Source organism: Bradyrhizobium sp. UFLA05-108, from assembly GCF_059803455.1.
Window position 1 is genome coordinate 42,899 of the sequence record NZ_JBANAZ010000012.1, and the last position, 25,622, is coordinate 68,520.

The 25,622-nt window shown below is 64.5% G+C and carries 18 protein-coding genes and 1 pseudogene; 7 read left to right on the forward strand and 12 right to left on the reverse strand.

All coding sequences use genetic code 11. From position 1 onward, the window contains the following. The first annotated feature begins 66 nt into the window (after window positions 1–66). Window positions 67–1,794: an ATP-dependent Clp protease adaptor ClpS gene (locus SO140_RS11635; RefSeq protein ID WP_449378182.1), complete on the forward strand. Its 1,728-nt coding sequence runs from the start codon at window positions 67–69 to the stop codon at window positions 1,792–1,794. A gap of 153 nt (window positions 1,795–1,947) precedes the next feature. On the opposite strand, the gene SO140_RS11640 is transcribed toward SO140_RS11635, so the two are convergent. The 7 genes from SO140_RS11640 to SO140_RS11670 form a co-directional block, all read right to left on the reverse strand. Beyond that, window positions 1,948–2,397, reverse strand: coding sequence for a host attachment protein (locus tag SO140_RS11640; protein WP_449378183.1), 450 nt, complete (start codon window positions 2,395–2,397; stop codon window positions 1,948–1,950). A gap of 133 nt (window positions 2,398–2,530) precedes the next feature. Further along, entirely contained in the window at window positions 2,531–4,147 is a 1,617-nt protein-coding gene (locus SO140_RS11645; RefSeq protein ID WP_449378264.1) for a tannase/feruloyl esterase family alpha/beta hydrolase, read from the reverse strand. A gap of 141 nt (window positions 4,148–4,288) precedes the next feature. Beyond that, the gene (locus tag SO140_RS11650) at window positions 4,289–5,743 is read right to left on the reverse strand and encodes a GntP family permease (protein WP_449378184.1); all 1,455 of its coding nucleotides are present in this window, start codon (window positions 5,741–5,743) and stop codon (window positions 4,289–4,291) included. 3 nt (window positions 5,744–5,746) lie between these two features. Beyond that, the gene (locus SO140_RS11655; RefSeq protein WP_449378185.1) at window positions 5,747–6,763 is read right to left on the reverse strand and encodes a patatin-like phospholipase family protein; all 1,017 of its coding nucleotides are present in this window, start codon (window positions 6,761–6,763) and stop codon (window positions 5,747–5,749) included. Window positions 6,764–6,954: 191 nt separating this feature from the next. Further along, on the reverse strand, window positions 6,955–8,199 hold the full coding sequence (serA, locus tag SO140_RS11660; protein ID WP_449378186.1) for a phosphoglycerate dehydrogenase: 1,245 nt from the start codon (window positions 8,197–8,199) through the stop codon (window positions 6,955–6,957). A gap of 125 nt (window positions 8,200–8,324) precedes the next feature. After that, window positions 8,325–9,557 carry a rhodanese-like domain-containing protein gene (locus tag SO140_RS11665; RefSeq protein WP_449378187.1) on the reverse strand — a complete coding sequence of 411 codons (1,233 nt, stop codon included), beginning with the start codon at window positions 9,555–9,557 and terminating at the stop codon, window positions 8,325–8,327. 97 nt (window positions 9,558–9,654) lie between these two features. Beyond that, window positions 9,655–10,539, reverse strand: a complete 885-nt coding sequence (locus SO140_RS11670; protein ID WP_449378188.1) for a dihydrodipicolinate synthase family protein — start codon at window positions 10,537–10,539, stop codon at window positions 9,655–9,657. A gap of 228 nt (window positions 10,540–10,767) precedes the next feature. On the opposite strand from SO140_RS11670, the gene SO140_RS11675 reads away from it, so the two are divergent. After that, on the forward strand, window positions 10,768–12,174 hold the full coding sequence (locus tag SO140_RS11675; RefSeq protein WP_449378189.1) for an FAD-binding oxidoreductase: 1,407 nt from the start codon (window positions 10,768–10,770) through the stop codon (window positions 12,172–12,174). A 6-nt stretch (window positions 12,175–12,180) separates the two neighbouring features. After that, window positions 12,181–12,846 (forward strand): GntR family transcriptional regulator, encoded by a 666-nt coding sequence (locus tag SO140_RS11680; protein ID WP_449378190.1) that lies wholly within the window; start codon window positions 12,181–12,183, stop codon window positions 12,844–12,846. A gap of 128 nt (window positions 12,847–12,974) precedes the next feature. On the opposite strand, the gene SO140_RS11685 is transcribed toward SO140_RS11680, so the two are convergent. From SO140_RS11685 to SO140_RS11695, 3 genes are all read right to left on the reverse strand, one after another. Beyond that, window positions 12,975–14,144, reverse strand: coding sequence for a PepSY-associated TM helix domain-containing protein (locus SO140_RS11685; protein WP_449378265.1), 1,170 nt, complete (start codon window positions 14,142–14,144; stop codon window positions 12,975–12,977). 3 nt (window positions 14,145–14,147) lie between these two features. Next, entirely contained in the window at window positions 14,148–16,472 is a 2,325-nt protein-coding gene (locus SO140_RS11690; RefSeq protein WP_474800396.1) for a TonB-dependent siderophore receptor, read from the reverse strand. Between the two features lie 137 nt (window positions 16,473–16,609). Beyond that, on the reverse strand, window positions 16,610–17,503 hold the full coding sequence (locus SO140_RS11695) for a LysR family transcriptional regulator (protein ID WP_449378191.1): 894 nt from the start codon (window positions 17,501–17,503) through the stop codon (window positions 16,610–16,612). Between the two features lie 102 nt (window positions 17,504–17,605). Here SO140_RS11695 and SO140_RS11700 point away from each other — a divergent pair, with 102 nt between their 5' ends. Beyond that, window positions 17,606–18,358 carry an SDR family NAD(P)-dependent oxidoreductase gene (locus SO140_RS11700; protein WP_449378192.1) on the forward strand — a complete coding sequence of 251 codons (753 nt, stop codon included), beginning with the start codon at window positions 17,606–17,608 and terminating at the stop codon, window positions 18,356–18,358. A 1-nt stretch (window position 18,359) separates the two neighbouring features. Further along, window positions 18,360–19,347 (forward strand): annotated as a pseudogene (locus SO140_RS11705) (aldo/keto reductase). A gap of 114 nt (window positions 19,348–19,461) precedes the next feature. Here SO140_RS11705 and SO140_RS11710 read toward each other — a convergent pair. Together SO140_RS11710 and SO140_RS11715 are read right to left on the reverse strand one after the other, a co-directional pair. Next, entirely contained in the window at window positions 19,462–21,414 is a 1,953-nt protein-coding gene (locus tag SO140_RS11710) for a putative bifunctional diguanylate cyclase/phosphodiesterase (protein ID WP_449378193.1), read from the reverse strand. 26 nt (window positions 21,415–21,440) lie between these two features. Next, a complete protein-coding gene (locus tag SO140_RS11715) occupies window positions 21,441–22,388 on the reverse strand; it encodes a PAS domain-containing protein (RefSeq protein WP_449378194.1) in 948 nt (315 codons plus the stop codon). Between the two features lie 194 nt (window positions 22,389–22,582). Here SO140_RS11715 and SO140_RS11720 point away from each other — a divergent pair, with 194 nt between their 5' ends. Both SO140_RS11720 and SO140_RS11725 read left to right on the forward strand, forming a co-directional pair. Beyond that, a complete protein-coding gene (locus SO140_RS11720) occupies window positions 22,583–24,604 on the forward strand; it encodes a YgiQ family radical SAM protein (RefSeq protein ID WP_449378195.1) in 2,022 nt (673 codons plus the stop codon). A gap of 166 nt (window positions 24,605–24,770) precedes the next feature. Next, window positions 24,771–25,454, forward strand: a complete 684-nt coding sequence (locus SO140_RS11725) for a DUF2270 domain-containing protein (protein ID WP_449378196.1) — start codon at window positions 24,771–24,773, stop codon at window positions 25,452–25,454. Window positions 25,455–25,622 lie beyond the last annotated feature (168 nt).

The window sequence follows — 25,622 nt, forward strand, 5'->3', positions numbered from 1 at the left end:
CGGCCGCCATTTTTTATGTTCTTTCTTTGTTCCATTCAAGTTTAAGTTGTAGCACGAGTTAATTTCATGATGAGTGATATGTACAGCGATGGCGGCGGGCCGGCCCAGCTCGTGATTCATGATGATGAAGATACGCCGGAGGAATTCGTAATCGAGCTGCTGCGCCGGGTTTTCGGCAAGTCGGAGCGTGACGCGGTCGCGCTGATGACCCGGATTGAGCGGGAGCAACGAGCAGGTTGCGGCCCCTACCCGCGATCCGTCGCCGATGCCCTTCTCAAATCTGCGCTGCAGCACATTCAATTTGCGGGTCACGGCCTGCGGATCACGCTCGAGCCGGTCAAGACGAGTTGCGAACTTTGCGGCAAGCCCGAGGCGCAGACCGACGTGCGGCTCGGGAGCCGTACGATCTGGTTGTGCAGCGACTGCATGCGTGCGGCAGGCAACACGGGCCATGAGCCGGAAGAAGAGGAGTTCGAATATGCCTGCGAGGTTCTGGACCGGCATTTTACCGGCGTCCCGCTCAGCAAGCTCGTCACCACGGTTCGCCAGTTTCCAGGACACATGCGCGCGGACGTCCAGGCGGCCATCGATCGGCTGCTCGCCTCCGCGATCCGGTTGTTCGGCATCAACGACGAACAACGCTACGAGACGCTGTCGATTGCGAGACTTCTGCGTGACGGCCGCCATGCGCAGGCGATTGCACCGCTGCAATATTTCGATGTCGACGTTGGCGAGAACAATCCGGTCAAGTGCCTCGACAACGGGCTGTGGCTGTGCACGCAGGGCGATCTCCGCTACGCGGTACTGCTCTGCGCGCATCGTGAATACAGCCGTGAGGCCGGAATTCGGATCGAAATCGCCGTACCCTCGGGCATCGCAGGCGCGGCCCTCGTCCAGCGATGCTTCGGCGAGCTGGAGCAGGCGATGCAGGCCGCGCGCACCTATCGCGGCAAAATCCTCTCGCTCGACGCCGACCGCGATTATCGCGGCCGCTCTCGCGGCATCACCGTACACCGCCTGCCGCTGGTCGCACGCGACGAGGTCATCCTGCCGGAGCAGACCCTGCGGCTGCTTGATCGCAACGTCCTGAGATTCGTCGGCACCCGCGATCAATTGCGCCAGCTCGGCCAGTCGACGCGCAAGGGCATTTTGCTGTACGGCCCGCCGGGCACCGGCAAGACGCACACAATCCGCTATCTCGCGACGCATTTGCCCGGGCATACGACCCTGATCATCACCGCCGAGCAAATGGGCCTTCTCGGCGCGTATATGAGCCTGGCGCGGCTCCTCCAGCCCTCGATGGTGGTGATCGAGGATGTCGATCTCATCGCCCGCAACCGCAATGACATGGGTCCGTGCGAGGAATCGCTGCTGAACAGGTTGCTCAACGAGATGGACGGGCTGAAGGAGGATGCAGACATCCTGTTCGTCCTGACCACCAACCGGCCGGAGGACCTCGAAGGTGCGCTTGCCGGCCGGCCCGGCCGCATCGACCAGGCCATCGAAGTGCCTCTCCCCGACGAGATCGGCCGCAGCAGGCTGGTACGACTCTACGGCAAGGGGCTGCCGCTCGATGACGCGATCATCATCGAAGCGGCGCGGCGCAGCGAAGGTACGAGTTGCGCCTTCATCAAGGAATTGATGCGGCGGCTGGCACAGGCGAGCCTGGCGCGTGACGGTGGCCATTCCGTCATCTCAGCCGACATCAATGAGGCGCTCGACGACATGCTGTTCTCCGGCGGTCGCCTCAATGCGCAGCTGCTCGGCGGCGCGCAGGCGATGGCGGCGGGATGATGACCGTTCTCGCCGCTGGAGCATGATCCGGAAAAGTGTGAAGCGGTTTTCCCTCGCGACAAACGCGGAACGCGTTTGCGCGGAGATCATGCTCAAACGAAAATCTAAAGCGCGATGACGATTCATTCCAATCTCATCGCGCTTTAGACTGGTCTAGTACTCCGCCGCGAGATGCCGGGCGATGTCGTCGACCGGAAGCCGCGTCAGGTCCTTGGGCAGTTCGCCGACGATGCGCGCCTTGACGTCCGCATGGAACGCGTCGCGCAGGTCCGCCAATGCGCGTGGCGGTGCAATGACGACGAGCGCCTTCACGTCGCGCTCGCGGACGAGCTGCTCCATCGCGGCTGCGACACGCCGGGCGAAGCGATGCTCCTCGATATCGTGCCAGTCGGTCGGCTGGACCGCCGCCCTTTGCCCTGTCGGCTTGCTGACACGGCCGGGACGATCGGTCCCCTGTTCGCGCGTCGGCGGATTATCATCTGCGAACACGTCCTCGGTTTTCAGGTTCGGCTTCGCGGGATTGCCTTCGTTGCGCAGGAACAGCGCCTTGCAGCCGTCGCCGATGAAGACGAAGGCGCCGTGGGGGATCATCAGGCCGCTCATGTCGACGCTCCAGCTTTCGTTTCGACATTCAACCCTTCATCCGCAAGCGGGTTGATTCAAATCAACGCGAGCCCACCACGGCGAGATGCGTATGCTGTGCTGACCAAGGCGTGAGCACGGGAACTTGTGCCGCCTACTGCGCACAGAAGAAGCTCGCCGACTCCGTCACCGGCCCCGCCTCGTAGTGTGGCCAGGCCGGCCAGCGGCACAGCGGCAGCGCGCGCACAACCGAGAACGCCGGCGCCTCGACCTTCTGCTCGGTGACCTCGAGGTCGCCGGGCGCCTTGCCCTTCTCGACCCAGTCGATCAGCACGCTCAGCATATCGACATTTGCCGGCGCGCCGGAGCCGACATGGTCGACGCCGGGCGCCGTGTAGAGCCTTGCGAACAAATCCGTCGTCGCCGAGCCCATCAAGCGCTCGACGTTCTCGAAATAGCGGATGCCGGCATAGGGGCTCTGCGCATAGTCGGCCATATGCTCGAGCATGATCAGGCGGCCGCCATGCATGCGAAAGCGGCGGAGGTCGGGATTGGTCGAATCCATCAGTTGGGAGACTTCGAGCAAACGCGCGCTGTGGTCTTCGGGCTTGTAGGTGGTGACGTCGAGCTTGGGGTCGCGTGCAAAGACATATTGAATTGTACCTGCGCCATAGATCCAGGCGATGCCGTTGTTCGGCGCCGGCGGCTGCGCGGGCGCCGCGGTCCCAAGCCACCACGCCGTCCATCCACCGGTCGGGCCGCCGGATGACGTATCCTCGCCCGACACGCCCCAGCCCGGATAATCATCGAGGCCGTTGGCGAGTGGAAACGGGAATTTGTAAGCGTCGTGCAGGGTGTCGATCGCCTTGATCTGCGCGTCGGTGAGGCATCGGTCGTCACTCTGGCCGCTCGCACAGCGCAGCTTCTGAGGCTTGAAGATCGATTTGCAGCCGACAGGATCCTGCACCAGCGCATCGTCGGTGCCGTCGGCCTTGTCGCAGGCGGCGCGCACCGCATCACCCACGAGCTTCACCTGGGCCGGCCTGATCCAGCCGTCGCCCATGGTCGCCAGCCCGGACCGGGTGCCGGCGTGCTGCAAGCCGACCCAGTTGATCACCGGCACGCGCGAAAAAATGCCGTCGAAATCCTCGGGGTAGCGCTGCGCCATGGTCAGTCCTTCGCGGCCGCCCTCGGACGAGCCCATGAAGTACATCTTCTCAGGTCTCTTGCCGTAGGCGCGCTCCATCAGGGTGACGGCTGCGTCGCGCACCTTCTTGTAGGCACGATGGGAAAAGTTCTCGAACGCCTCGTCATTGAGCGCGAAGGCCTGAGGCGGCTCGCCCGGCCTGGTCTCATGGCCGGAATCGGTGCCATAGGTAACGAAGCCGCGCGCGAGAGGCGATGGCTTGTCGAAGGGATAGGACGGCGGCAGCGCAAGGCCGGTGATCAGAACGCCGTTGAATCCGCCGCCGCCATATTGCAGCGAGCGCCCGCTCCATTCGACCGGCAGGTTGACCTGGAACTTGATCGGCGGCGCTTTTGGGTCTGTTGGCTCGATGTGAGCGAGCACCTTGCAGAAAGCTGGACTAGCCGGGGTGACACGTCCCGACGGTGTCGGTCCGCGTTCGGCGACGGCGAGCGGCGACGGCGCCTGGATCGCCGCGGAGTCGATCTTGATGGCACCGGCGTCCGAAGCGAGGCCCCTGCAGACGTTGTCGGCATCCTCGGCCAGCGTCAGCGCGGATGCGCCGTCGACATGAGCCATGGCCATCAGCAGGCTCGCGGCGCAGACATGCATATTGATCTGAGAACGCGTCATCGTTTCCACCCGGATCTCTTGTTATCACGGCAAGCGTCGCATTGAACGCAGCGCGCGGGCGTCCGTCAATCGCGAGCGCGGGATTGCCCACGGTCAGAACGACCCCACGACGCTGCCGAGCGCGATGACGATGACCAACGCCAGCAGCGACGAGACGATGCCGACCATCACGATATCCCGGTAGCTCTCGCGGTGGGTCAGTCCGCAGATCGCGAGCAGGCTGACCACCGCGCCGTTGTGCGGCAGGATGTCCAGCGTTCCCGAGCCGATCACCGCCACGCGATGCATCAGCGCGAGGTCAACGCCGGCCTTTGCGGCGATCTCCACATAGGTCTGGCCGAGCGCGTCGAGCGCAATCGTGAGGCCGCCGGATGCCGAGCCGGTCAGCGCGGCCAGAATGTTGGTGGCGACCGCGAGCGACACCAGCGGTCCGCCCTCGATCGCGAGCACCCAGTCGCGCACTGTCCCGAAAGCCGGCAGCGCGGCGATCACCGCGCCGAATCCGACCAGGCTTGCAACGCTCAGCGCCGGCAGGACGGACGCATTCGCGCCGGCATCCATCGTCTGCCGCAACGACGCGAGCCTCGTCCAGTTCATGGCAATGGCCACGACGATCGCGACCGCAAGCGCAACCGAGACAGACCATACGCCGGCGACGGCGGACAAGGACGTGCCGCCCCAACGCGGCTCACCCAGATAGGAGAAATCCAGCCGCGGCAACACCACTAGCGACATCACGAGATTGACGGCAACGACGACGATGAGCGGCACGACCGCGCTCAGCACCGGCGAGGGGGCCTCGCTGCGACGTCCATGGCGGATCTCCGCCGGATCGAATTCGCGGGCGAGCGTGGCGCGCTCGCGCAGCAATTCATCGTCAACGACGTCCTCGGCCGCCTCTTGCGTGTCTGCGCCAAAACCTTCGCCGGCGCGGCGGGCCGCGGCCTCCGCCCGCTGCAGCCACCACAAGCCCGTGCCGAGCATGATGAGGGAAGCGATGATGCCGAGCCCGGGTGCGGCGAACGGCGTCGTGCCGAAGAACGGCATCGGGATCGCGTTCTGGATCGACGGCGTGCCCGGCAGCGCCGACATGGTGAAGCTCGACGTTCCCAGCACGATCGCCGCTGGGATCAAACGGCGTGGAATCCCGGCGGCTCGAAACAGCGACTGCGCCATCGGCGCAATGACGAAGAAGGCGACGAACAGGCTGACGCCGCCATAGGTGACCAGCGCTCCTGCCAGCACGACAGCGAGGATCACGCGGCGTTCGCCGAGTCGCTGCGCCATGAAGGCGGCGACCGCCGTCACCGCGCCGCTATCGTCCATCAGCTTGCCGAAGACGGCGCCGAGCAAAAAGATCGGAAAGAACTGCGCAAGGAAGCCCGCGGCGCTCGCCATGAACACCTGCGTCAGGTTGGCGAGCAGCGGCTCGCCGCCGAATGCTGCGGCGACGAGCGCCGCGAACGGGGCAAGCAGCAGGACACTCCAACCGCGGAAAGCCAGCACCACGAGCAGGCCGAGCCCGACGAGAATGCCGAGAAGCCCCACGTCTCAGCACTCCGCCAGGAGAACATCGAGATCGGCGGTCGAGCGCCGGCCGACGTCCTCGCGGTGACGTTCGAGGAATTCGCTTGCAGCCAGCCGGCCCTCGGCGCGGAGCATCGAGACGAACTCCCATTCCGCATTCAGCTTGGAGGAGGCGCCGAACTTCGTCAGGATGTCGCTCTTGATCCGGTGCGTCCGCATCCGCGCCCAGCGCGCACCCTCGCCGCTTCCGGGATCGGCGGCCTGACGGAGCAGCGCGATCATGCGCAATTCCTTCATCAGCGGCGAGTTGAACGAAATCTCGTTGAGACGGTTGAGGATCTCCGCTGCGCTGCGCGGGTCTTCCGGCCGTTCCGTCGGATTGATCTGCACCAGGATGGTATCGCAGGCCTCGCTTTCACGGACCAGTGGCGTGATCGTCGGATTCCCGGCGAAGCCGCCATCCCAATAGGGCTCGCCGTCGATCTCGATGGCGCGAAACATGGTCGGAAGGCACGCCGAGGCCAGGAGAACGTCGGCCGTGATCTCCGCGTTGCGAAAGATCCGGCCCCGGCCGGTGCGCACCCGCGTCGCCGTGATGAACAGCTTGATCTCGGAACGCGCGAGGCGTTCGAAATCGATGCTCTCGGCGAGGACCTTGCGCAGAGGATTGTAATCGACCGGGAGGTCGTAGGGCGAGAACAACCGCGACATCAGGTCGGTGAAGACATAGGCCGGCGAGGTGTCTAGCGTCCAGCGTCCCATCAGGCGATCGAGCGGCGAGCGCTGCAGCGGGCTGAATGCCGCGGCGCGCGAAACGCGGCGCCAGTATTGATCCAGCGCCTCGCGCGCGCCCTCGGCGCCGCCTGCCGTCCATCCGTCGGCCAGCACCGCGGCGTTCATCGCTCCGGCGGAGGTCCCGGAGATCGCGACGACATCAAGCCATGTCTCTTCGAGAAGCCGATCGAGCACGCCCCAGGTGAACGCGCCGTGCGAGCCTCCGCCTTGAAGTGCAAGGTCGATCGGTATGAGGTCTCGGGCCATCGTGTCCGCACTCACGCAACTTAAGCTCAAGTTCGATGAGACTTTAGACGGGACTTGTTAGATGAGACTTGCCTTCAGCGCCCAGGTAACCACAGGTAGTGTAGAAAGTGAAAGGCGGGCCACGCAACAGCGCAGCCCGCCCGGACGCGTCACAGCGTCGTGATGCGAAAAGCCGCCAGTTCGGGCGCGCGTCAGTGTTCGAACACCAGCCGCGCGCCGATCGTGCCGTCGAGCCCACGGATCTGCTGGAGCAGCTCGTTCGAATCCTGGCCGCCAAGATCGGCATCGAGCACGACGTAGCCGAGCTCGCCATGCGTCTCCAGATACTGCGCGGCGATGTTGACGTCCCGCTGCAAGAACACCTCGTTCAACCGGCGCAGCATGCCCGGCACGTTGCGGTGAACGTGACTGAAGCGGACACCTGTGGGGCGAAGGTGGAGCTGCACCTCCGGGAAGTTGACCGCGCCCATGGTCGAGCCGGTGACGTAATAGTCGACGAGCTTGCGGGCTACCTCGCCGCCGATCCGCTCCTGCGCCTCTTCCGTGGAGCCACCGATATGCGGCGTGAGGATCACGTTGGTGAGACCCTGCAGCGGGCTTTTGAAGCGATCGGCGTTCGAGGAGGGCTCGACCGGGAAAACGTCGACGGCGGCGCCGGCGAGGTGCTCATCGCGCAACGCGCGCGCCAGTGCATCGAGATCGACGACGGTGCCGCGGCTGTTGTTGATCAGGAACGAGCCCGGCTTCATCAGCCGCAGCTCGCGCTCGCCGATCATGCCGGCGGTCTCCGGCGTTTCCGGCACATGCAGGCTGACCACGTCGCTCTGGGCCAGGAGGTCCTCGAGCTTCTCGACCGGCTCGGTGTTGCCGTGACGCAGCTTGTCTGTGCGGTCGAAGAAGATCACCCGCATGCCCATGGCTTCGGCAAGCGTGGAGAGCTGCGAGCCGATATTGCCATAGCCGATGATGCCGAGCGTGCGGCCCCGCACCTCGCGGCTGCCAGCCGCGGATTTATCCCAGCCGCCGTCATGCGCCGCGACCGAGCGCGAAAAGATCTGCCGCAGCAGCATCACGATCTCGCCGATGACGAGCTCGGCGACGCTGCGCGTGTTGGAGAACGGCGCATTGAAGACGGGAATGCCGCGCTTGCGGGCAGCGAGCAGATCGACCTGATTGGTGCCGACGCTGAAGCAGCCGACCGCGAGAAGCTGGTCGGCGGAGGCGAGCACATCCTCGGTAAGCTGGGTGCGCGAGCGGATGCCGAGCAGCGATACACCCTTCACGGCTTGCCGCAGTGCCTCGCCGTCGAGCGCCTTGGTCAGCCGCTCGACATTGGTGAAGCGGGCGCCCTTGAACAGGTCCACTGCGCTGTCATTGACGCCTTCAAGCAACAGGGCTTTCGCTGTCCTCTCAGGGGTCGGGGCTGTAGCTGGCATGGAATCTCCGTGGGTATCACCTTCGCGCGCGGCTTAGTCGCCGGCGAGGCTGAAGACAATATGATTCTCGCGTGGACACGGGAAGGCGGGGCATCTTGGCCTCTCGCCAGGCCCGCCTCACCCGCTCAGATCACGTAAAATCCGTGCGTCGCGTCGCGGCGGAGCTGCTCGACGAGGCCGTATTCCCAGTCGAGATAGGCCTGCATCGCACTTTCCGCGACATCGGTGCCCTCGTAGGGACGCCGGTACCGGTGCGCAGGATCGGGCTTGGGCAATACCTGCGGCGGTCCCACTTCGAGCGCGCCGTCATAGCCGCCCTCGAGCACGTAGACCTCCCAGCCCATCTGCGCAAGCCAGGACGCCGTCATGTCGGCGCGCACGCCTTTGTCGTCGGTCAGAAGGATGCGCGCGCCGCGCACGGGCGCCGCCATGTCGATCTCCTGAACGAGCTGGCCGCCGGCATAATGGCGGAAGCCTGCGAGATGACCACTCGCATAGTCCTCGGCGTCACGCACATCGAAGCGATACAGCGTCCGATGCGGTTGCGCAGCGAGCGATGCCGCCTCGCCCGCGCCGATGTGGCGAACGCCGGCACGATAGGCGACGTCGCGGGCATTGGCCGCGGCGCCCTCAAACGCTCCGACCGCACCACGCCGCCCGGCGCCGTGCTCGAGCGAGTGCTTGGCAAGAGTCCAGCCGATCGTGCCGTTGCGCAGCGCACGCACTTGATTCGGGATGCCCGCATTGATCAGCGACTGTGTGCCGATGATCGAGCGCGTGCGGCCGGCGCAATTGACGATGATGGTGGTGTCTGGATCGGGGGCCGCGCGGCCCGCGCGCAGCACGAGCTCGGCGCCGGGCACGCTGACCGAGCCCGGGATGTTCATGGTTGCATATTCGTCGAAGCGGCGAACATCCAGGATCGCGACATTGGCCTTGTCGGTAATCAGGCTTGCGACCTCGTCGGCGCTAAGCGAGGGCGTGTGACGGCGCGCCTCGACAAGCTCGCCAAAGGCCTTGGCATAGGAATTCACATCCTCGAACACTTCGTAACCGGCCGCGCGCCACGCATTGAGGCCGCCGTCGAGCGCGCGAAGATTTGTGTAGTCGAGCGCCCGCAGCCGTTCGGCGCCCGTCCCGACCAGACCCTCGCCGTCATCATAGAGAACGATACCTGCATCCTTGCGCGGCAGCCTCGCCTCGGCTTCGATCGCGATGCGCCCCGCCGCCATGTTGGCGGCAAACAGGGGATGACCCGTGGCAAACGCCGCCTCATGCCTGAGATCGAGCAGCGCAACCTCCTCGCGCAGCAGCAGCGCGCGACGGATATCGGCAGGGGTGACGGTGGGAAGCTTCATGGAGCGGCGGATCCTCGCGAGAATAAGTCTGCCGCTTTTGGACCATTGCCGCGGCCTTGGCTAGCCGCTCCGCGAACGCGAGAAAGGTTCGCGGACGTCACGCGATCGCGGGACTCACCAGCGCGTCGATCTTCGCCTTCAGCGGCTTGCCGTCGGAGAGGCCGCGGAGCGGCGGGCGCACGCGCAGCCAGCCGGGATCGGCGGTCTGTGCTGCGAGAATGGCTTTCAGCGTCGCCGCGAACGAAGGCGTGTTGACGACGATATCGATAGCCGCCTGCATGCGTGCTTCGACGTCCTTGCCATCGACCATGTCCTTGACGAGGTCGGGCACGATGTTGGCCATGCCGCAGATGGTGCCGGCGCCGCCCGCCGCGATGGCGCGGGTGATGTCGGCTTCATTGCCGACGGTGATGGCGAGTTCGGGCGCAGCAGCACGAAACGCCTGGAATTGCTTGAAGTCGCCGCTGGAGTCTTTCAGTCCCGCAACGAGCTTGCCGTAGCGCTTGCGCAAGTTCGCCGCGACTTGCGTCGGCACGGCGACGCCGGAGACCTGCGGGATGTGGTAGAGGTAGGCGCGCAGGCGATCGTCGGCGACGCCATCGAAGATCGCGGCGAAGGCATCCTCGAGGCCCTCGGACGTGACGTTGCGATCGAAATAGGGCGGCAGGTACAGCACATGGTTCACGCCGAGGCTCAGCATCGAACGCGTCAAGGTGATGCTGTCGCTGATCGCGGGAAAGCCGCCGCCGACACCGATGCGATCTGCGGCGATGCCGGCCTTGAGCAAGGCCTCCACGGTCGCGACCCGCTCTGCAACGTTGAATGAGGTGCCTTCGCCGGTGGTGCCGAACACCACGACGCCGTCGACGCCCGTCTTGAAGAGCCGAAGCGCATGATCCGCCAACCGGCCGGGGTCAGCGGCTCCCTCGGCCGTCAGCGGCGTCGGCGTGGCGACCCAGAACCCGCGAATTGCGTCCGTCATGACCTGTCCTCTGCAAGAGCAATCGTTCTAAAGCTTTGATCAGGCTTGCACTTCCTGAAAAGTGCGGAACCTGCTTGGCGTTCCCATTTACTTCTTGTACCTTACATACAACACCACTGCAATTCCGCGGTGAAGCGGGTCGCGCCGCCAAAAATGCATGGGCAGGCGCCGACCCGCGACGTACCCCGGCAACACACGTACCCCGGCAACAAGAGGCTCCGCATCGACATGACGACGCTACTCGAAGGCTCCGAGGGCATGTTGCGCGATCTGCGCGACCGGCTCGGCCCGCAAGCCGTGCTGATCGGCAACGAGGTGCCCGCGCGTAATTGCAACGACTGGAGCGCGAGCCTGCCGCAGACGCCGCTTGCGGTGATCCGGCCGATGGATGCGGCCGGCGTCGCCGCGGCGATTGCGACCTGCCGCAAGGCAAGTCTGCCGTTCGTGCCGCAGGGCGGATTGACCGGCCTGTGCCGCGGCGCGGCGCCCGAGCCCGGCTGGGTCGCGATCTCGCTGGAACGCATGACCGGCATCGAGGAGATCGATCGCGCTTCCGCGACCATGACAGTGAAGGCCGGCACGCCGCTGGAGACGATCCAGAAGGCGGCCGATGAGGCCGGCGTCTTCTTTCCACTCGATCTGGGCTCGCGCGGCTCCTGCGCGATCGGCGGCAATCTCTCCACCAACGCCGGCGGCAATCGCGTGATCCGCTACGGCATGACGCGCGAGTTGGTGCTCGGACTCGAGGTCGTGCTGCCGGATGGCACCATCATCACGAGTCTCAACAAGCTGATGAAGAACAATGCCGGCTACGACCTGAAGCATCTCTTCATCGGCTCGGAGGGCACGCTCGGCATCATCACGCGCGTGGTGCTGCGGCTGTTTCCAAAACCGCGCTCGACCATGGCCGCGCTGTGCGCCCTGGAGAATTATGCCGCTGTGGTCGACCTGCTCGCTGCCGCGCGCTCCGGCCTCGGCCCGCTGCTGTCGGCCTTCGAGGTGATGTGGCCGGATTATTGGGAGGTGATCACCGCGCGCGCCGGCGTCAAACCGCCGGTCGCTGCCGGACGCGGGCTCTACGTACTGGTGGAAGCGCAGGGCACCGACGAGAGCATCGATGCGCCGCGTTTCCAGGCCTGGCTAGAAGAGCTGATGGAGCGCGGCCTGCTCGCGGACGCCGCCGTCGCGCAATCGCTGGCGCAGACGCAGAAATTCTGGGCGGTGCGCGACATCTGCGCCGAGTTCGGCCAGGTGCTGGGGCCGCACATCTCCTACGACATTGGCCTTGCGGTGGCCCGGATGGACGAGTTCGTCACGCGCTGCAAGGCCGCGCTCGCCGAAGGCATCAAGGGCTGCGAGAGCGTCTATTACGGTCATATCGGCGACGGCAATCTGCACCTGGTATCCTGGGTGACGGGTCTGCCGACCGAGCGTCAGCCGAAGGACGCGATGGATGCGATCATCTATGGCCTGGTGCGCGAGATGGGCGGCAGCGTCTCCGCCGAGCACGGCATCGGCACGCTGAAGAAGCAGTGGCTCGGGCATGCCCGCAGCGAAGCCGAGATCGCGCTGATGCGCACGCTGAAGGCCGCGCTCGATCCCGCTCATCTGCTCAATCCCGGCAAGGTCATCTGAATCCCGATGAAGTCGCTGAAGCTCGATACGCCGAAATCGCTGGCGCAGCGTGTGATGCTGCGGCTGCGCCAGGGCATCATCGACGGCGAGTTCGCACTCGGCGCGGCGATTTCCGAGGAGAGGGTCGCGCAATCCTTCGGTGTCAGCCGCACGCCGGTGCGCGAGGCGATGGGCCAGTTGCAGGCGCAGGGCCTCGTGGTGATCCGGCCGCAAGTCGGCAGCTTCGTCTTTACCCCGAGCGCGGAGGACATCACGGCGCTCTGCACGTTCCGGATCGCGATCGAGCCCAAGGCCGCCGAACTTGCCTTCGCCCACGACCGTGCCGGTGCGGTCGCGGCGATGGAGCAGGCCATTGCCGCGATGGAGGAGGCGCTCACGGCCAAGGACAACGTTGCCTATGGACGCGCTGACAGCGCGATCCATGATGCGTTGTTCGCCCATTGCGGCAATCGCTATCTCCAGGAGTCCTATCAGCTCGTTTCCGGGCGCGTCGCAACGCTGCGCACCAATCTGAGCGCGCCGATTGACGTGCAGACGCCGGCCTCGTTCGAAGAGCATTACAAATTGTTGGGCCTGTTCGAACGCGGCGACTTCGACGGTTTCGCGCAATTGATGACGACCCACATCACCAATTCGGGCCTGACCTATGCCCGTGCCTTGCAAGTCGCCTGATCCTCATCGTGCGCGTGCCGGATTCAATCGACGGATTTGGCGTGGCGTCCTCCGGATCTGGCGCCGTGCGAGCTCCTGGCCACTCGTGTGATACAGGTCAGGAACTGGCCGGCGATTGAAGCCTCATCTCAAGCGCGGGCGTTGCAGGCGGGCTCACTCCGCTCGCTCGCCTGCGCCAGGCGCCGGTGCCTGCGCCGCGACAGATAGAGCAGCACTCCCGTGACCGCGAATAGCGGCATCAGGCCAGCGGCCAGCATGAAGGCGAGCCTGCCGGGCCAGCCCAGAATAGCGCCGCGGTGAATGTCGAGAATGCCGGCGATGGTCCGCTCGCCGAGCGTCTTGTTTGCGTAGATATCCGCAGATACGAGCTGGCCGGTGGCGGCATCGATACGGAATTCGTCGCGCACGCCTTCGAGCGTGGTTTCCGTGGGCCACGACCGGATGCGCATGACGGTGCCGCCACCAGCCGGCAACGTCAATTGCGCCCTCGCGAACGAGCCGCCCTGCTCGCGCAGGAACGTCGACCACGCGCGGTCGAATCCGGGCGGCTCCGCCGCCTCGCGCGCCGGCTTCGGCTGCATCCGCGCGGCGGCAGTCGATGGGCGCGACAACAGCCAGAGGACGCCATCCTTGTACCAATCGAACGAGTACCAGAGCCCGGTCAACGTCATCACCAGATAGATCGGCAGCACCCAGGTGCCGATGACCGCGTGCAGCGACCGGTGCAGGCCGCGACCACGCAAGGCCAGATTGGGCTTGAGCCACATCTTCACACTGCCGGCACGCTGCGGCCAGCGCAGCACGAAGCCGGAGACCAGCAGCGCGATCAGGCCGAACGCCGCGATTCCGGTGATCTGCCGGCCATAGCCCTTGCTATCGCCGGGCAGCAGCAGCCAGCGATGCAGCCTCCGGACGGTTGCGAAGAACTCCTCGCCGCGCGGCATCCCGAGCACGCGCGCGTCATAGGGATCGACATAGAGCGAGGACGGCCGCGCGCCCTGCTCTTCGCGGGCGAAACGGACGTGCACGGCCGTGGACGCATCGCGGGTCATCATGAGGGCCGAGACCTTGCCGAGCTCCTGCGTGGCCTTCAGTCTCGCGACGAGCTGATCCGGCGCAAGCACCGGCGAAGGGCGGGGCGCGACATGCATGATCCCGGCATTGAGGCTGTCGAGGATCTCGTCCTCGAAGCTCATGATCGCGCCGGTAATTCCGATCACCGCCAGCACAAGCGCGATCGTGAGGCCCAGGATGGAGTGGACGTCGAGCAGGACAGATTTGATCCGCCGCGCACCCATCATTCAGAACTTCACGGTTGCCGAAAGGGACACGCGCCGCGCGTCGCCGATCGCGACTTTGAGAGTATCGACAGCCGATGGATAGTAGACGGTGTCGAACAGGTTCTTGACGTTGAGCTGGTAGATCACAGGCAGCTTTTCGTAGCGCGTCTCGTAGGTCGCAAACACGTCCGCGACGACGTAGGACGGCAGCACGAAGGTGTTGGCGGAATCACCGGGACGATCGCCGACATAGCGCGCACCGCCGCCGAGGCGGAGCCGGCCCGGCAGCGCAGTGCCGAAATCGTAGACCAGATAGAGCGAGGCGGTATTGAGCGCGACGTTCTGCAATTGCTTGCCGTAGTAGGTCGGGTCGTCGGCCACGCGCGCGTCGGTGTAGCCATAGCTTCCGATCATGCTCCAGTGGTCGGTCAGCCGCCCGGTGACGTCGACCTCGACGCCGCGCGAGCGGACTTTTCCGGCAGCGCGATACTCGGTGACGCCGGTTGCGGCATTGAGCTGCGAGACCAGCACGTTCCGCTTGTCGATGTCGTACATCGCCGCGGTGCCCGAGAGGCGCTGGTTGAGATCGAACTTGATGCCGGTCTCATACTGGGTGCCTTGCTCGGGTGCGAGGTTCGAGCCGACGACCACGCCGCCGGTGAGCGGTGCAATCGTCGAGGTCGGCTTCAGGGATTCCGTGTAGCTTGCATAAAGCGAGACCTGTTCGGTGAGCTTGAGGATCGCGCCGCCGAGCGGCAGGGCCTTGTCGCCACTGAGATTCGTGTTGGTCACGAACGGACGCGCCTTGCCTGCGAGCTGCTCGTATTCCATCCAGCGAACGCCGCCGACCAAGGCGAGGCGGTCGGTGAGATGCAACGTGTCCTGGAAAAACAGCGCGCGCTCGCCGAGCTTGTCGGTCTGGTCGCTGTCGGCGGCGGACACCGTTGTGCCCGGCCCGATCAGCCCGTAGACGGGATCATAGATGTTGAACACGCTGGGCAGCGTCTTCCGCAGCAGATCCTGGCGGTAGATCGTACGATACTGCGCGTCGCCGCCGAACAGCACCTCGTTGCGCATCTCCCCTAACCAGAACACACCCTGCAAATAGGAGGTGCCGTAGCTGATGTTGCTGAGCGCGCCCAACGTGCCGTCATTGCTGCGCGACTCGATGCCCGTAACCGGATTCACCGCGGTAATGCGGAGCTGATAGGCGCCGTAGGATTCGGTGTTGTAGCCGTAGCCCGCGTAGAGCTTCCAATCCTGGTTGAAGCGGTGCTCCACAGAAGCCTGCACCAGATCGGACGTGCCCCACATGTTGTTGTAGGGCTCGTCCAGCCGGCGCGTCGCCGGGATCGCGAGTGGCTTCTTGGTGCGGGAATCGATCGCCGTGCCGCGATCGAAGGGATAGAGGAAGTCGCGGTGCTCGTAGTTGAGCTGGACCGTGGTGTCCTTGCCGTACCAGGCGAGCGACGGCGCGATCAGCGTTTCCTTGTGCGTACCGAAATTGCGCCAATAATCCTCGCCGACGCCGTAGGCGATGAATCGGTAGGCGAGCCCATCCTTGCCGATCGGACCCGTGATGTCGAACAGCGCATCGCCGCCGCTGCGTCCGCCATAGGTCGAGCCGAGCAGGGTGACGGAGCCGTGCTGATAGAGCTCGGGACGCTTGCTGATGGTGTTGACGATGCCGCCGGGATCCATGATGCCGTAGATCAGCGACGCCGGGCCCTTCAGCACTTCGACGCTTTCCACCGCGGCGTTGAGGCCGCGGCCTTGCACCAGCGGCATGCCGTTGCGCATGACCGAGCCGTCGCGGTTATCGCCAAAACCGCGGCGGATGATGGCGTCCTGGGTGCCGGCGAGCGTGTTGGTTTGCGTGATGCCGGAGACGTTGGCGAGCGCATCGTCGAGATTGCGCGGCAACTGGTCCTTCAAGACCTGCTCGGGCACCACGTTGACGGACTGCGACGTATCAAGCGGCGAGGCGCCCGTGCGCAGCGTGCTCGAGTTCGGCATCGCGCGATAACCGAGCTTGGCTTCATTCAGGACTGCCGCGGCAGCGGCCGCGCGCTCCGACGGCGAAGCTTCCATCGGCTTCGGATTGCGATCGCGTTGCCACGCGGTAGCCTGCGTGCGACGCGCCGATGTCGTAGCCGCATTCACCTTCGGCCGCTTTGTCGGCGCCTCCACCGTCACCGGCGGCAGCGCCGACTGCGCCTCTGCGATCCCTGTGGAGGAGGAATAATCGGCGAGCAGGACGACTGCTCCGAGGAGAACACGCGCACGACTCCTGCCGGCACGGTTTCGATGGCCGCGGACGCGCTGGCCATCAGCATTGGCACGCACTTTCGAGTCACTTCCAAGTCAGAGAATTGCATTCACGCAAGCGCGTCTAGCAGAGCCCGCGCAGCCCGCGCGACTTGAATAGCTCTAAGATCGAGTGGTTCTAAATCGGAGCGCGCGTTGCGCGGCGCAGTGCGCGATCAAGCCTGCTCTTCCCTCACCATGTCGATGAAAGCGCGAAGCGGCCGAGGCATGCGGCGGCGACTGGGGTAATAGAGCGAGGGGCCGGCGAACATGGGCTGCCAGTCGCACAGCACGGCCTTGAGGCGGCCAGCAGCAATATCGGGCGCGGCGTAAGGCTCGAACACGCAGGCCAGGCCAAAGCCTTCGAGGCAGGCGTCGAGGATGAGCTCCTGGTCGTCGAGAACCAGCGGACCTTCTGGGATGAATTCCAGCTCGTCGCCATCCTTTTCCAATGGCCAGGCAAAGAGGCCGCCGCCGGGAAAGCGCTGGCAGATACCCATGTGCCCCTTCAGGTCGGCAGGGACGCGCGGAATGGCGCGGGTGGCGAAATAGTCCGGGCTGCCGACCAGCGAGAAACGCATGGGACCAGACAAGGCAATCGCGATCATGTCGCGCGGCAGCTTCTCGTCGAAGCGAACCCCGGCATCGAACCCGGCGGCCACGATGTCGGTGAGCGCGTCATCGGACGCAAGCTCCACGCTCACGCGGGGATAGCGGCGCAGGAAGCGCTTGAGCGGAGGCAGCAGAATGAGCCGCGAGACGGAACGTGGTGCATTGATCCGGAGGCTGCCGGACGGGCCATGAGCAAAGGAGGCCGCCTCGTTCACCGCGGTTTCGATCGCTGCGAGCGCCGGATCGAGCTTGGCAAGCAGCTTCTGGCCGGCTTCCGTCAACGCCAAGGCGCGGGTCGTGCGGTTGAGAAGCCGGACGCCCATTCGCTCCTCGAGGGCGCGCATGCCGTGGCTCAGAGCGGACGGGGACACGTTCAGTTCGCTGGCTGCGCGCCGGAAGCTCTTCAGGCGCGCGATCGCCGCGAAAGCGGCAAGGTCGGGAAGGTCGGCGCGCTTCATTAGTGAATATGACTCATTGATTCATGCAATGAATACCCGATTATCGTTCTACATGCACCTTTCTAAAGAGATCCGCAGTCTCTCAAACACGGACCGCGATCAATGGAATTTTCGAACAAGACCTATGTCGTCACCGGCGCTTCCTCGGGAATCGGCGCGGCAACAGCCCGCGCCCTGGGACTAAGGGGCGCGAATGTCGTGCTGGCTGCGCGCCGCCTGGACTTGTGCGGCACGATCGCGGCAGACATCGAGCAAGCTGGCGGACGGGCCCTCGCCTTGCGATGCGACGTGACGCGGGAGGAGGATATCCGCGCGACGATCGCGCAGACGGTGGAGCACTTCGGCCGTCTCGACGGCGCGGTGAACAATGCCGGCCAACTAGGCCACGCCGCGCCCCTCCACGAGACCGCAACGGCCGACTTCGAGACGATCATGGCCGCCAACGTGACGAGCGTCTTCTGGTCCATGAGGTATCAGATCGCAGCCATGCTACCGAGCGGCGGCGGAGCTATCGTCAATGTTGCCTCCATTGCCGCGCATGTGGGCTTTGCCCAGGTCGCCCCCTATGTCGCCAGCAAACATGCGGTTCTGGGCCTCACCCGTACGGCGGCACTGGAGTATTTCGGCAAGGGCATCCGCATCAATGCGGTAAGCCCCGGCCCCATCGCCACGCCGATGGCGGAAATCGGCTTCGGCAGCCTCGACAATCTCAATGCCACCATGACGACGTCGCCCGCCGGTCGCGCCGGCATTCCCGCGGAAATCGCCGCATCCATCCTTTATCTTCTCTCCAATGCAGCAAGCTATGTGAGCGGTCAGGCGCTCGTTGCAGATGGCGGCTGGACGGTGGCCTGATATGCGGCGGCGCCGTCGTCTTGGCACCGTGTCAGTTTCTGCCCTCGGACTCGGCTGCATGGGCATGAGCGAGTTCTACGGCCCAAGCGAGGATGCGCAATCCTTCGCTACGATCGAACGGGCGCTCGATCTCGGCGTCGATCTTCTCGACACCGCCGACACCTATGGCTTTGGCTCCAATGAGGAGTTGCTCGGGCAATTCCTGAAAGGCAAACGCAATCGCGCTGTGCTGGCCACCAAGTTTGGCATCGTGCGATGCAAAAGACGCCCATGAGCGGCATGTCGACAACTCACCTGCCTACATCAGGACTGCCTGCGAGGGTTCTTTGCGGCGGCTCGGCATCGAAACCATCGATCTCTACTACTGCCACCGCCGCAATCCGGATGTCCCCATCGAGGAGGTGGTCGGCGCCATGGCGCGGCTCGTTGAGCAAGGCAAGGTTCGCTTGCTTGGCCTGTCCGAAGTTTCGCCCACCACGTTGCGCTTGGCATCTGCCGTTCACCCCATCTCGGCGGTGCAGAGCGAATATTCGCTGTGGAGTCGCGAGCCGGAAGGTGGAATGCTTGCAGCCTGCCGCGAGCTGGGAGCAACCTTCGTTGCCTATTCGCCGCTGGGCCGCGGCTTCCTTACCGGCAGGCTGGATGTGGCGGGACTTGCGGACGGCGACTTTCGCAAGACCAATCCGCGCTTCCAGGACGGCGCGCGGGAGACGAACCAGGCACTCGTCAATCAGCTTGACCGGATCGCCCGGACGCGAAACCTCACGCCCGCGCAGATGGCGCTTGCGTGGCTCTTGTCGAAACATCCGCACGTCACTCCGCTTTTCGGCACGCGCCGACCTGAGCGCGTCCAGGAGAATGCGACGGCAGCGGAGATCACGCTGTCTCCTGACGAGATCGGCACGCTCGATACGTTGTTTGCACCCGATACCATCGCCGGCTCGCGCTATCCGAGCACCGGAATGGTCGGAATCGAGCCATCAACCTAACGAGCGCGAGCGCAGCGATTGTGATGGCAAGCGGCGGAAATTGATGGGCCGGTCGATGGCAAGGACAAGAATCCGTGTGGTCCGCACTCGGTGTCGTCGAGATTGCGAAAACACTCACGGCTGTCGCTTGCAGAGTCCGTATCGTCGCGCGAGCGCGAGCGCGGTCATCGGCTTGCTGTAGAAATATCCCTGACCGATCTCGCAGCCGAATTTGCGCAAGAGACGCACCTGTTCCGCCGTCTCCACACCTTCCGCCACCACGTCCAGATCCAGAGCGTCCGCGAGCGAAACGAAGGCCCGGACCACGGCGGCCTTGCGGGGATCGCGGTCGATGCTCATGGTGAACGAGCGGTCGATCTTCACAACATTGATCGGAAAACGATCGATGTAGGCCAACGCCGAATGGCCGGTGCCGAAGTCGTCGACGGCGATGGAGACACCCATGCGCGAGATCGCCGAAAGCGTCTCCTGAACGCTCTCGCTGTCCTGGAGCATCATTCCTTCGGTGATCTCGATCTCGAGCCAGGCGGGCGGGCAACCGCTCGCCTCGAGCGCCGGCGCGATGTGCTCGGTCAATGCGCCGGTCGTGATCTGCCTCGGCGAAATGTTGACCGCCATGGTGATGGGCTGGGCGCGGTACTTGTTCTGCCGCACGATGGCCGCGCAGGCCCTCTCGAGCACCCAGCGACCGATCTCTACGATTTGTCCGGACTCCTCGGCGACGCTGATGAACCGGTCCGGCGATAGTGGACCGAGCGTCGGATGCTTCCAACGCAGCAGCGCTTCAACGCCCACGAGATGGCCGTCGCCGAGCCGGCATTTTGGCTGAAACACCAGGCTGAATTCCCGGCGATCGAGCGCCTGGCGAAGCGCCTGACCGAGGGCGACCTTCTCCATGGTTTGTTGCGAGAGCTCGGGCCGGTAGAACTGGGCCTTGTTGCGTCCGTTCCGCTTCGCCTCGTAGAGCGCCTCGTCCGCCGATCCCATCAGCTCGTCGATATCCCATTCGCCACTCACGACGGTAGTGATGCCGATGCTGCAGGACACGAACAATTCCGACCCACTCAGCCGGAATACGGGAGCCATCGCGCGCTGGATGCGTTCGGCGATCTCTTGCAGTTCGGCATCGTCCCGGATGTTTGCGACCAGAATGACGAATTCGTCGCCGCCGAGACGTGCCAGGGTGTCCGTCTCGCGGATGCAGGCGCTCAGGCGGCTTGCAACCTCCTTGAGCAGCTCGTCGCCACGGCTGTGGCCGAGCGTGTCATTCACGTCCTTGAAGTGGTCGATGTCCAGCAGCATCAGGCCGACACCGCCACGCGTGTTCGGCCCAACACTCAACTCGTCCCGGACGCGATCGTAGAGCAAGGCGCGATTGGCAAGCCCGGTCAGGGAATCGGAATAGGCGAGCCGCTGGATGCGTTCACGTTGGTTGACGGAGGCCGTGATGTCCCTGGAGACCGCGAGCACGGTTTGCACCTGTCCCGACTCGCCGACCTCCGGAACGAAACGCGCGTTCACCGTGCCGATCCCATCGACCTTTCTGACCTTGAACTCGGCCTCGCGCTGCTCGCCGCGGTCGAACACCTCTTGCAGCAGCGCCTTGAATCTCACGACGTCGATAACCGGCGAACCGTGGTCCGGCGTGCACCCTACGCCATAATTGTAGGCGGGACCGGTGATCGCCTGTGCCGCAGGATTGATATAGAGCCGTCGCAATCCGGAGTCGAACCGGACGATCGCATCCGGCGAGTTCTTGGCAAGCGCCCGAAACTCCTGCTCCCGCTGCGCGAGCTGTTCCTCCATGCTGCGCCGTTCCGTAATATCGCGCCCGATCGCCAGAACGCCCTGGACTGCCCCGTTGCGGTCCCACTCCGCGACGATCGAGATATGGTGCATCCGCAGTACTGCACTCTCGACCGGAACCTGCATTTCAAGCACCTGCGATTCACCGGTGGTGGACACCGTGTCGATAGCTTCGATGAAGCGAGCGAGGCCCTCTCCGGCAGAGGGCCAGATCTCGTTCAAGGTTTTTCCGTAGACGGCTTCGGGGCGAAGCTCGATCATTCGTGCATAGTGGGAATTGATGTAGGTCAGCGTCCGTTGCGGTCGAAGCGGATCACATTATCCGGGGAGTTCTCCGCAAGCGTCCGAAGCTCGGTCTCCCGTTCGTGCAATTCCTCGATCGTTTTCCGAAGATCGGTAATGTTGTGGCCGGCGCCGGCAACCCCGATCACCTCGGCTTCCGAGAGGATGGGAGACAGCGAGACGGACACGATGTGCTCGCTTCCCTGCAGGATGAGCCGCCTTTCATATTGGTGCGGCAGCCCGGTTTCCATCACACGACGATTGGATTCCCAGAGATCCTCGGCCACGTGAGCGGGCCAGACATCGTGAAATCGCTTTCCGATCAATTCGTCCGGATTTGTGCGGCCGATATTCGCTAGATAGGCCGAGTTGACGGCCATGAAGCGGCCATCCACGCCTACCAGCCAGGCCGGCATCGGAATGCTGGCCAGCAGCGCGCGATAGTATCTTTCCTGTATCGTAAGGCGTTCCTGAAGGGATAACCGCTCGGTCACATCGGTCCAGAACGCCAGCGTGCACTCTCGATCATGCCAGTTGAGCGGCTTGCAGACGACTTCGGTCGGCAGGATCGCGCCGCTCTTGTGGCGATGAAGCGCAATGGTTGCGCTCGGGCTGCGTGCGAGGCGCTCCGTCGTATCGCCAGCATGGGCCGCCGGCCCGTCACTGCAGATCAGATCGGCAAGACACAACCGCGCGAACTCTTCGCGCGAATAGCCGAGATCGGCGCTCGCCCGATCGCTGAAGTCCAGGAAGCGCTGGCTTGCGCAATCGATGATCACGATGCCACATGGAACGTGCTTGAGCAGCATCTGGTCGAGCGTCAACTCGCCCGCCAGCGGCGGGGAAGGTGCCGTCGGCAGGTGCCACATCCCCGCATCCTCCGGCATGGTCGATGCCGATCCAGGGCGCGCGGTTTGCCCCGCAGCCAGCTCGACCAATTCCGCCGTCTTCATGATCCCCACTGCCGCCATTCTGCCCACATCGGCCTAACGCTATCGAAGCCCCGTGAATGCAACGTTACCTCGGTTCCGTCGTATTTGAGTCCCGGATGGAGGGTTCGGAAAATGGACCGCTACGCCGGCAAATATGCCTCCTTGACGCGTCCGTCGGTTGAATTCGGCAGCCCGGGGTCTTATCGGTAAGCGCCATGAACACCCAGATCATGACCGCCGAGAGGCCCCTGATGGCCCAGGCGCGGCCGCGCAAGGCGGCCCCATTCCTCCCCATGAGCCGCGCCGAGATGACGGCGCTCGGCTGGGATGCCTGCGACATCGTGCTGGTGACGGGTGACGCCTATGTCGACCACCCGAGCTTTGGCATGGCGATCATCGGCCGGTTGCTGGAGGCGCAGGGCTTCCGGGTCGGCATCATCGCGCAGCCGGACTGGCATTCGGCCGAGCCGTTCAAGGCGCTGGGCAAGCCGAAGGTCTTCTTCGGCATCACCGGCGGCAACATGGATTCGATGGTTAACCGTTACACGGCGGATCGGCGCTTGCGCCACGACGATGCCTATACGCCCGGCGGCGAGGGCGGAAGGCGGCCGGACCGCTGCACGATCGTCTACGCTCAGCGTTGCCGTGAGGCTTTCAAGGACGTTCCGATCGTGCTCGGCGGCATCGAGGCCTCGCTGCGCCGGATCGCGCATTACGACTACTGGTCCGACAAGGTGCGCCGCTCGGTGCTGGCCGACGCCAAGGCGGATCTCCTGCTCTACGGCAATGCGGAACGTGCTGTCGTCGAGGTGGCCCACCGGCTCGCCGAGGGCACGGCGCCCCGCGATCTCGATTCCATCCGGGGCACAGCGCTGTTCCGCCGCGCGCCCGAGGACTACACCGAGCTGCACGCGGACGATCTCGATTCCGCCGATGAGGGCGCGGCTCGCCATCCCGGTAACACCGTGATCCGGCTGCCTGCCTGCGAGCAGGTCGAGCAGGACCGCGAGGCTTATGCGCGCGCTTCACGCGTGCTGCACCGGGAGAGCAATCCCGGCAATGCGCGGCCACTCGTCCAGCGTCACGGCGATCGCGACCTCTGGCTGAACCCGCCGCCGATCCCGCTGACCACCGAGGAGATGGACGCGGTCTACGATCTGCCCTACGCCCGCGCGCCGCATCCGGCTTACGGCGATGCCAGGATTCCGGCCTGGGAGATGATCAAGTTCTCGGTGACGATCATGCGCGGCTGCTTCGGCGGCTGCACCTTCTGTTCGATTACCGAGCACGAGGGCCGCATCATCCAGAACCGCTCGGAAGGCTCGATCCTGCGCGAGATCGAGCGCATCCGCGACAAGACGCCGGGTTTCACCGGCGTGATCTCCGACATCGGCGGTCCGACCGCCAACATGTACCGGATGGCGTGCAAGGATCCGAAGGTCGAAGCGGCGTGCCGGCGGCCGTCCTGCGTCTTCCCCGAGATCTGCCCGAACCTCAACACCTCGCACGACGACTTGATCCGGCTCTATCGCAAGGTGCGCGAGACCAAGGGCATCAAGAAGGTGATGGTCGCTTCCGGCGTGCGGTACGACCTCGCGGTGGAGAGCCCGGAATATGTCAAGGAGCTCGTCACCCATCACGTCGGCGGCTATTTGAAGATCGCGCCCGAGCATACCGAGCGCGGCCCGCTCGACAAGATGATGAAGCCGGGCATCGGCGCCTATAACCGCTTCAAGCGGATGTTCGATGCCGCAGCAGAACAGGCCGGCAAGAAATATTACCTGATCCCCTATTTCATCGCGGCGCATCCGGGCACGACCGACGAGGACATGATGAACCTCGCGCTCTGGCTCAAGAAGAACCGCTATCGCGCCGACCAGGTGCAGACCTTCCTGCCCTCGCCGATGGCGACCGCCACGGCGATGTACCACACCGGCGTCAATCCGCTGCGCGGCGTGCGTCGCGGCGGCAGCGACAAGGTCGAGGCGATCAAGGGGCTTCGGCAGCGCCGGCTGCACAAGGCGTTCCTGCGCTATCACGACCCCGACAACTGGCCGGTGCTGCGCGAGGCGCTGAAGGAGATGGGCCGTGCCGATCTGATCGGCTCCCGCCCCGACCAGCTCGTGCCCGCCCACCAGCCGCCCGGCACTGGCAAGGCCGCCGGAACGCGACGTCCCGTGCGCCCGGGTGGCCGGACGCAGCGCTTCACGACGAAGGGTGTGCGTGTGATGAAGTGAACGACCGCGCCCGTTGCGGGTTGGGGGTGATCTGCGCCGTGAAGTGCGCACGCCTCACTTGGCATCGATCGCGGAATTGTCCAAACGAAGCAGAATTGTGGTAGTATCATCGGGTCGCTGTCGAAAGCACGACCTGAAATTTCACTGGTCTCGGGTGGTTCGCGCCATGCTCAGGCCCGCAGAAGACACACGTGAAGTCCAAGAGCTGAACCCAGCTGAATTCGGTGCGATTGCCCACCTCTATCGCGGCGAAATCTATCGCAGCACCATCTGGCGCACACGCCTCGACAACACGACCAACTGGTCGATCGTGACCTTGGGCATCGCCCTGTCGTCGACATTCTCGTCTAAAGAAGCATCAGCGCTGCCGCTCATCCTGATAGGCATGCTGCTCGCGGTCTTTCTCGGACTCGAGGCGCGCCGTTATCGCTATTTCAACGTCTGGCGCGCGCGGGCGCGCTTCCTCGAAACACACTGGTACGTTCCGATCCTGAGCGGCAAACGCGGAGAGGACGATGCGAGTTGGCGAACCATCCTCGCGGAAGACTACCTGCATCCGCGTCATCATATCAGCTTCGTTCGCGCCGCCGGACGTCGTATTCGCCGCACATACATCTGGATCATCGTGATCCAGACATCGGCCTATGTCGGCAAACTCGCGATCCATCCGCAAATGGCGACTCACCTGGATGAACTCATCGATCGCGCCGCAATCGGCCCGATCCCGGGCTGGGTGGTGATTTGCTGCGGCCTTCTCTACAATCTCTGCTGGGTTGTGCTTGCCGTCGCGACATATTGGCTTGATCGGCGTGCGCATGGCACACGACCCTCCGCAGGAGGAATGGGTTGACCGACGAGCCGGCGCGATCCCCGCGGTTCGCAGATAGGTCGGCAATACTGTCTAACTACGAGGTGGCTGGAATCGAATCGTGTCGCGATGCAGTGACGAATTGCGGCATTCGACCGCAACGCCTATCTTGAGCCCAGCCAATCACGCGGCCGCCTATCGTGCGGCAGG

What these genes read in the sequence shown, in the direction of transcription:
- SO140_RS11665 (WP_449378187.1), bottom strand. Translation starts at nt 9,557, where the DNA reads ATGAAGCTTCCCACCGTCACCCCTGCCGATATCCGTCGCGCGCTGCTG.
- SO140_RS11680 (WP_449378190.1), top strand. Translation starts at nt 12,181, where the DNA reads ATGAAGTCGCTGAAGCTCGATACGCCGAAATCGCTGGCGCAGCGTGTG.
- SO140_RS11670 (WP_449378188.1), bottom strand. Translation starts at nt 10,539, where the DNA reads ATGACGGACGCAATTCGCGGGTTCTGGGTCGCCACGCCGACGCCGCTG.
- SO140_RS11700 (WP_449378192.1), top strand. Translation starts at nt 17,606, where the DNA reads ATGGAATTTTCGAACAAGACCTATGTCGTCACCGGCGCTTCCTCGGGA.
- SO140_RS11710 (WP_449378193.1), bottom strand. Translation starts at nt 21,414, where the DNA reads ATGATCGAGCTTCGCCCCGAAGCCGTCTACGGAAAAACCTTGAACGAG.
- SO140_RS11645 (WP_449378264.1), bottom strand. Translation starts at nt 4,147, where the DNA reads ATGGCCATGGCTCATGTCGACGGCGCATCCGCGCTGACGCTGGCCGAG.
- SO140_RS11640 (WP_449378183.1), bottom strand. Translation starts at nt 2,397, where the DNA reads ATGAGCGGCCTGATGATCCCCCACGGCGCCTTCGTCTTCATCGGCGAC.
- SO140_RS11725 (WP_449378196.1), top strand. Translation starts at nt 24,771, where the DNA reads ATGCTCAGGCCCGCAGAAGACACACGTGAAGTCCAAGAGCTGAACCCA.
- SO140_RS11695 (WP_449378191.1), bottom strand. Translation starts at nt 17,503, where the DNA reads ATGAAGCGCGCCGACCTTCCCGACCTTGCCGCTTTCGCGGCGATCGCG.
- serA (WP_449378186.1), bottom strand. Translation starts at nt 8,199, where the DNA reads ATGCCAGCTACAGCCCCGACCCCTGAGAGGACAGCGAAAGCCCTGTTG.
- SO140_RS11715 (WP_449378194.1), bottom strand. Translation starts at nt 22,388, where the DNA reads ATGAAGACGGCGGAATTGGTCGAGCTGGCTGCGGGGCAAACCGCGCGC.
- SO140_RS11655 (WP_449378185.1), bottom strand. Translation starts at nt 6,763, where the DNA reads ATGGCCCGAGACCTCATACCGATCGACCTTGCACTTCAAGGCGGAGGC.
- SO140_RS11685 (WP_449378265.1), bottom strand. Translation starts at nt 14,144, where the DNA reads ATGGGTGCGCGGCGGATCAAATCTGTCCTGCTCGACGTCCACTCCATC.
- SO140_RS11635 (WP_449378182.1), top strand. Translation starts at nt 67, where the DNA reads ATGATGAGTGATATGTACAGCGATGGCGGCGGGCCGGCCCAGCTCGTG.
- SO140_RS11720 (WP_449378195.1), top strand. Translation starts at nt 22,583, where the DNA reads ATGAACACCCAGATCATGACCGCCGAGAGGCCCCTGATGGCCCAGGCG.
- SO140_RS11675 (WP_449378189.1), top strand. Translation starts at nt 10,768, where the DNA reads ATGACGACGCTACTCGAAGGCTCCGAGGGCATGTTGCGCGATCTGCGC.